The sequence below is a fragment of the Microcystis sp. LE19-10.1B genome (assembly GCF_027530565.1).
In the GTDB taxonomy this organism is placed as follows: Bacteria; Cyanobacteriota; Cyanobacteriia; order Cyanobacteriales; family Microcystaceae; genus Microcystis; species Microcystis aeruginosa.
Genome location: NZ_JAPZQM010000134.1, coordinates 1 through 5534 on the forward strand (window position 1 = coordinate 1; position 5534 = coordinate 5534).

At 46.5% G+C, this 5534-nt stretch carries 6 protein-coding genes and 1 tRNA gene; 6 read left to right on the plus strand and 1 reads right to left on the minus strand.

Annotated elements, in window-relative coordinates; genetic code table 11:
* Positions 1-159: 159 nt before the first annotated feature.
* On the minus strand, positions 160-2856 hold the full coding sequence (locus O9332_RS04825) for a CBS domain-containing protein (protein ID WP_288023971.1): 2697 nt from the start codon (positions 2854-2856) through the stop codon (positions 160-162).
* A gap of 113 nt (positions 2857-2969) precedes the next feature.
* On the opposite strand from O9332_RS04825, the gene O9332_RS04830 reads away from it, so the two are divergent.
* The 6 genes from O9332_RS04830 to O9332_RS04855 all read left to right on the plus strand — a co-directional run bounded on the left by O9332_RS04830 (position 2970) and on the right by O9332_RS04855 (position 5187).
* Complete coding sequence (locus tag O9332_RS04830) at positions 2970-3416, plus strand: CopD family protein (protein WP_002762423.1); 447 nt, start codon at positions 2970-2972, stop codon at positions 3414-3416.
* A gap of 479 nt (positions 3417-3895) precedes the next feature.
* The gene (psbZ, locus tag O9332_RS04835; protein ID WP_002732865.1) at positions 3896-4084 is read left to right on the plus strand and encodes a photosystem II reaction center protein PsbZ; all 189 of its coding nucleotides are present in this window, start codon (positions 3896-3898) and stop codon (positions 4082-4084) included.
* A 2-nt stretch (positions 4085-4086) separates the two neighbouring features.
* Complete coding sequence (locus tag O9332_RS04840; protein WP_196219878.1) at positions 4087-4236, plus strand: hypothetical protein; 150 nt, start codon at positions 4087-4089, stop codon at positions 4234-4236.
* Positions 4233-4778, plus strand: a complete 546-nt coding sequence (gene ribH, locus O9332_RS04845) for a 6,7-dimethyl-8-ribityllumazine synthase (protein ID WP_193961296.1) — start codon at positions 4233-4235, stop codon at positions 4776-4778. Before O9332_RS04840 ends, ribH begins: the two co-directional genes overlap by 4 nt.
* A gap of 29 nt (positions 4779-4807) precedes the next feature.
* On the plus strand, positions 4808-5044 hold the full coding sequence (locus O9332_RS04850) for a hypothetical protein (protein WP_002762421.1): 237 nt from the start codon (positions 4808-4810) through the stop codon (positions 5042-5044).
* A gap of 71 nt (positions 5045-5115) precedes the next feature.
* Positions 5116-5187 (plus strand) — tRNA-Gly (locus tag O9332_RS04855).
* Positions 5188-5534 lie beyond the last annotated feature (347 nt).

Sequence of the window (5534 nt, forward strand, 5' to 3'; positions counted from 1 at the left end):
GTGGGGTGTGGGGTGTAGGGTTTTACCGATTCTCATCTGGTCAATTACCTAATTTTCAGAGAAAAAGTCCCAGAATTTTCCCCCTATCTCTCCCACAACTGGTACTTTTTGATTGACAAAAAGTCTAAAAGTCTTACCCAATAAGGTTTTTAGATTTATTCAGCAAGCCCGAGTTAATCTAGCAATAAAAGCCATAGCTTCGCTTTTATTGCTGACTATTCCATCTAAAGTTGCCCCCAAGACTGCCGCAAGTAACGATTTAAACTGGGGACCCGGTTGATAACCCAAAGCTTTTAGGTCATTGCCGTCGATAGGAGCCTCGATCTGCGACCATTTAGTTAAATATTGCCAGATTAAAGCCCGAATCCTAGTCTCACTCCTCACCGCCACCAGTAACAAACTAGGAACCTTATAACCGTTGAAAAAGCTGACGATTTGACTAATGGGTTGATCATAAGCAAAATTATTGCTAATCTCTCTTTCCATAACTTCTAGTTTTTGTAAACGCTCCACAGTATCTTTGGGCAATTGTAAATTATTAGCGATCGCTATTCTTTCCCCCACAGCCAGAGAAGCGATTAATAATTCCAACCGCATTAACCAAACATTCACCGGCAATTCCAGACTTAAACAATCTAACCAACGACTGAGACAGCGCAATTGTCGCCATAAAGCCCGATTTAAACTTAAATCCCCGTGTAAACAGTGCAAAGCCCCCAAATCGGCCAACTTTTCTAAGGCACTTTCCCAGTAATCCGCCTCTAAAATATAATTCAACTCCGCTTTTAAACGGGACTGTAAAGCGGGTGCATTCTGATTTTGTTGCCGTGAGCGCTCATAAACTCCACTTTCGATCGCATACCTAATATAGCTTTCTGTCAAGGGTTCAATAACAAATCCTAACCGAGTGGCAAAACGCACCGCTCGATAGATGCGCGTCGGATCCTCGATAAAACTATTAGCGTGTAAAACCCGGATTTGTTGGGCGCGTAAATCCAACATACCGCCAAAAAAGTCGAGTAATTCCCCCTCTTTCGGCGAAGTTAGGCGAATTGCCAGAGCATTAATCGTAAAATCCCTTCTATACAAATCCTGTCGAATCGAACTAGCCTCCACTTGGGGATTGCTGGCAGGATAAGGATAGAATTCCGTGCGTGCCGTGGCGATATCCACCCATAACGAGCCAAAACGCTCATCTTTGTGCCATAACAAAGCCGCCGTCTGAAATTCCCCGTGAATCGATAACCGGGCCCCCGGATAAATTTCCTGTAAACAATTAGCCAACTCCACCCCTGCACCCACACCGGCGGCGCGATGGCAGCCATCCACCACTAAATCGATATCCTGTAACAATAAAGTATCCCTTTCTGTGGCTAACAATAAATCGCGCACCGCACCCCCAACCAGATAGAGATGCCAACCGCGTTTTTGAGCGGCAGTGGCGGCAGCTTGCAGGAATGACCATAAAATCGGCTCTAAACGCTCTTTAATCGTCGGTAAAAGACAGGAAACCAAAGCAACCCCTTCAAAACGCACCCGCTCATTTTGATGAATCTGTCTTAATACATCTGTACGAGTGACGATACCGACTAACTGCCCGTTTTCTAGTACAGGTAAACGCCCCAAATCGTACGTTACCATCAGTGACTCGATTTCCTGAAGGGAAGTGTCGGGGGTAATAGTTTTCGGATTACAAGTCATGTATCCCTTCACGGGAGAGCGAGAAAAGCCGTGATGGAGAGCTAAATCGAGGTCACGACGAGAAATCACCCCAACTAAGCGATCCTGCTCATCTACCACCGATAAACCCGAATGGCCGTAACGGAAAAGGATGCGCTCGGCTTGAGATATGGAAGTATCGGGACGAATTGTTCGCACTGGGGAAGACATTAAATCCCTAGCGGTGGGAGAGGGAGGAATTTGGGCAATTAAGTCCCCCAGCAGTTGGTTTAACTGTTGAACTGGCTGAACATCGCGAAAGCTCACCGAAGCGGCCTGAGCATGACCACCGCCGTTATAGGGGCAAAAAAGCTGATATAGATTCACCCCATCGATTCTAGAGCGACCAATCACAGTTAAACGCTGTCGGGAATTATCTTCCTCGCCTTTACTATAACTATGGGCAAAAAGTAGCGCATCACTATCGGATAATTCCAGTAGGCGCTCGGCCACACTAGACAAACCGGGGATAAAATCGGCAGTATGGAGGAGAACGTGGGCGATTTTACGGTCATGGATCGTTTTAATCTCTAGATTTTCCCAAGCAAGGCTAAATAACTCCTGTAAGCGCGGGGAAAAACTCGGTTGACAGTATTGGGCGATCGTTTTAATGTTAGCAGCACAGGTCATTAACCAAGCCAAAGCATAGGCATCCCTGGGGGTACTACCGGCAAAAGTCAGGGAACCCGTGTCAACGTGAATACCGAGTGCCATTACCGTCGCTGCCATCGAGTTTGGTTTAATCTGGGCTTTTTGTAAAGCTTCGACAATTAAAGTCGTGGTGGCTCCCACCGCTTCTAAATGGACGCTAGAGGCATGAATATCGCTTTCACTATCCAAATGATGATCATACAATTCGATCGCCTGTAAATGCCCTAAATCGAGCCACTGGGAGGCTTTTCCCAGACGCTCTCGCCACTGATTATCAACGATAATTAAAGAGCGAATACTGGCCGGATTGACACTACGCATTTCAATTAAAGCGAACTCATCCCGATGCAGGGCCAAAAATTCCCTTACTGTTGGGTGCGCTCCCCCCGTTAACACAATGCGACTACCCGCTTTCAGCAACGATAAACCCACCGCTGCCCCCAAAGCGTCAAAATCCGCCGTTTGATGACATAAAATTAAATCCATATTTTTTAGTAAGGAGAAGATATCAGGATTTTTTCTGTATCTATTGTTACTAAATGCTCGGCAATAACCGGGTCAAGAACTATAAGTTAGCAAATAATGACTGAGAGAAACCGATGTTGTTCAAAATTTTAGTAATTCTCCACACCCTAGGGGCGACCGTCTGGGCCGGTGGCCATTTATTGTTGGCAGTCACCGTTCTACCCCAGGCCCTCAAAAACCGAGAACCAGACCGAATTCGTCAATTTGAGCAATATTTTGAAGGTTTTGGGTTATCTGCGCTATTGTTGCAGGTAATAACAGGCCTAGGACTGACTTGGATTTATTTGCCCGGTTTTCGTGATTTTTGGTCATTTGATAGTTTTTTATCGGTTTATATAGGAATTAAGTTAGCTTTACTGCTATTAACTCTCATCTTGGCCCTTCATTCCCGCTTTTTTCTCATTCCTAAACTGAGCGAGGAAAACTTAAATTTCCTCGCCCTGCACATAGTCGCCGTCACCACTCTAGCAGTATTATTCGTCATTTTTGGCGCTGGCATCCGTTTGGGGGGCTTGACCTAGGACTTGACCATTAGCTTTTAGGGACTTGCGCTTTGATAATGTACCATTTATGGCTTGTCTGATTCTTCTACAGAGCGACTGTCCGGCTGGGATATTATTCCTACGCAGGTCCCTTAGCAGTTCAGCAGTCTGGAGACCTTTCTAGGGCAGGTTTGGCGAAAACGCGAAAATACTGTAATCTGGGCAAGGGATTACAGGGAGTCACTTCCCCCACCTAACCCTTACAATCCTGCTTTTGACAAGGATGGAGACATCAAAAAAATTTTAGAACCCGCTGCGGCTGGGTAGTCACTGGCAGTAAAATTAAAATGCTCGTGGATTCAGTCTGACAGGGATATCTCCTGGGAACCCCTGATTCAGAGAGGACTTAGAGGAAGGATCGTCCAGTTAAGTTGAGTGGAAGCGAGGCTCTTCCATACAAGTATCAAATCTGGGAGAATTATCTAAATAAACATCAACTGCTTTAGGAGAACCCAATCATGTCTATTGTTTTTCAATTTTTTCTCATTGCCTTAGTTTTATTTTCCTTGCTGATGGTGATTGGTGTCCCCGTTGCCTATGCTTCCCCCCAAAACTGGGATCAATCGAAACCCCTTCTCTATGTGGGTTCGGCAATTTGGGCGATTTTAGTCGTTGCCGTCGCTATTTTAAACTTTTTAGTGATTTAGTCTTGATCAGGGGGACGGGGGACAGGAGTCAGGAGTCAGTCGTCAGGAGTCAGTCGTCAGGAGTCAGTATTCTCCCCACACCCCACACCCCACACCCCACACCCCACTACCCCACTTCCCCACTTCCCACTCCTATCCCCTTCTACCTATGACTGTTTTTGAGGGAAATTTTACCGAGGACATATCCTCTTTGCGCTTTGCGATCGTGATTGGTCGTTTTAATGATCTCGTCACTGATAAACTGTTATCAGGCTGTCAAGACTGTCTCAAGCGTCACGGGGTTGATGTCAATCCCGATGGCACCCAAGTCGATTATATCTGGGTACCGGGTAGCTTTGAAGTGCCAATGGTAGCCCGTCAAGTCGCCCTTTCCCACCGTTACGATGCCGTTATTTGTCTAGGGGCAATTATTCGCGGACAAACGCCCCATTTTGACTACGTTGCTGCCGAGGCCGCTAAAGGTATCGCCGCAGCCGCTTTTCAGACCGGTGTTCCCGTTGTCTTCGGTATTCTCACCACTGATACTCTACAACAGGCCCTCGAACGGGCCGGTATTAAAAGTAATTTGGGCTGGAATTATGGCCTATCTGCCCTAGAAATGGCTAGTCTCATGCGTCAATTGCGCCCCCGGGATGAAGATAAACCCCTAGAATTATTGCAAAATAATCCCCAACAGGCACTGATGGAAGGCTAAGAAAATTCCCCCAGCATTTAGGGTTTTAGTTGTCCCCACTCCCCGCTGTCGAGAGAATCAAGACTCTGGAATTAGCTCTAGACCCAGAGGAGCGGATTACGGCAGCTTTTGAGGCTATGGAACGCCCTATCACTGAAAAATTCGCCGCCATTGACAAGTGCTTTGATCGCTTGCAACATCAGTTCAACCGACTACAGGCTAAGATAGAAGTGGTTCTCGAAGCTATTACCGGTTTGGGGGATTGGCCAGAACATGAATCATTGTAAAAAAATGCTCCAAACCACTTGACAAATGCTCTGAGATTTGGCATACTTGGGGAAGTGTAAAAAAAAGGCTTGCGGGCATAGCTCAGTGGTAGAGCGTCACCTTGCCAAGGTGAATGTCGCGCGTTCGAATCGCGTTGCCCGCTTGAACGAATCCGCGTCAGTCCCCACCCTCAACAACGCGGGGTGGGGAAGGAAAGCGCGGCAATTTGAGGACTCGATGTCCGAAAAATTGCCAACTAACTTTTAGGTGTATCCTGATTTTTGATATACTCCTTAAGCTTTTCAATTGGCGCTCCACCGGATGGGCTCTTCTGGTTTCTGTGTGGAAACGAGGTCTATACTGATAGTTTATTTAGGGTCTGCTGAAAAAGTTTTTCCTGGGGGTAGGAGTCAGTAGCCGGTCGTCAGGAGTCGGTCGTTTCAGGCTTTGTTGCCCTTGTTTTTTGTACCAAGCGATGTACCACAAGAAGGATAATGCAAGGTTTTTGAA

Coding starts and splice junctions, on each gene's coding strand:
- psbZ (WP_002732865.1), top strand. CDS start 3,896: ATGTCTATTGTTTTTCAATTTTTTCTCATTGCCTTAGTTTTATTTTCC.
- O9332_RS04830 (WP_002762423.1), top strand. CDS start 2,970: ATGTTGTTCAAAATTTTAGTAATTCTCCACACCCTAGGGGCGACCGTC.
- O9332_RS04825 (WP_288023971.1), bottom strand. CDS start 2,856: ATGGATTTAATTTTATGTCATCAAACGGCGGATTTTGACGCTTTGGGG.
- ribH (WP_193961296.1), top strand. CDS start 4,233: ATGACTGTTTTTGAGGGAAATTTTACCGAGGACATATCCTCTTTGCGC.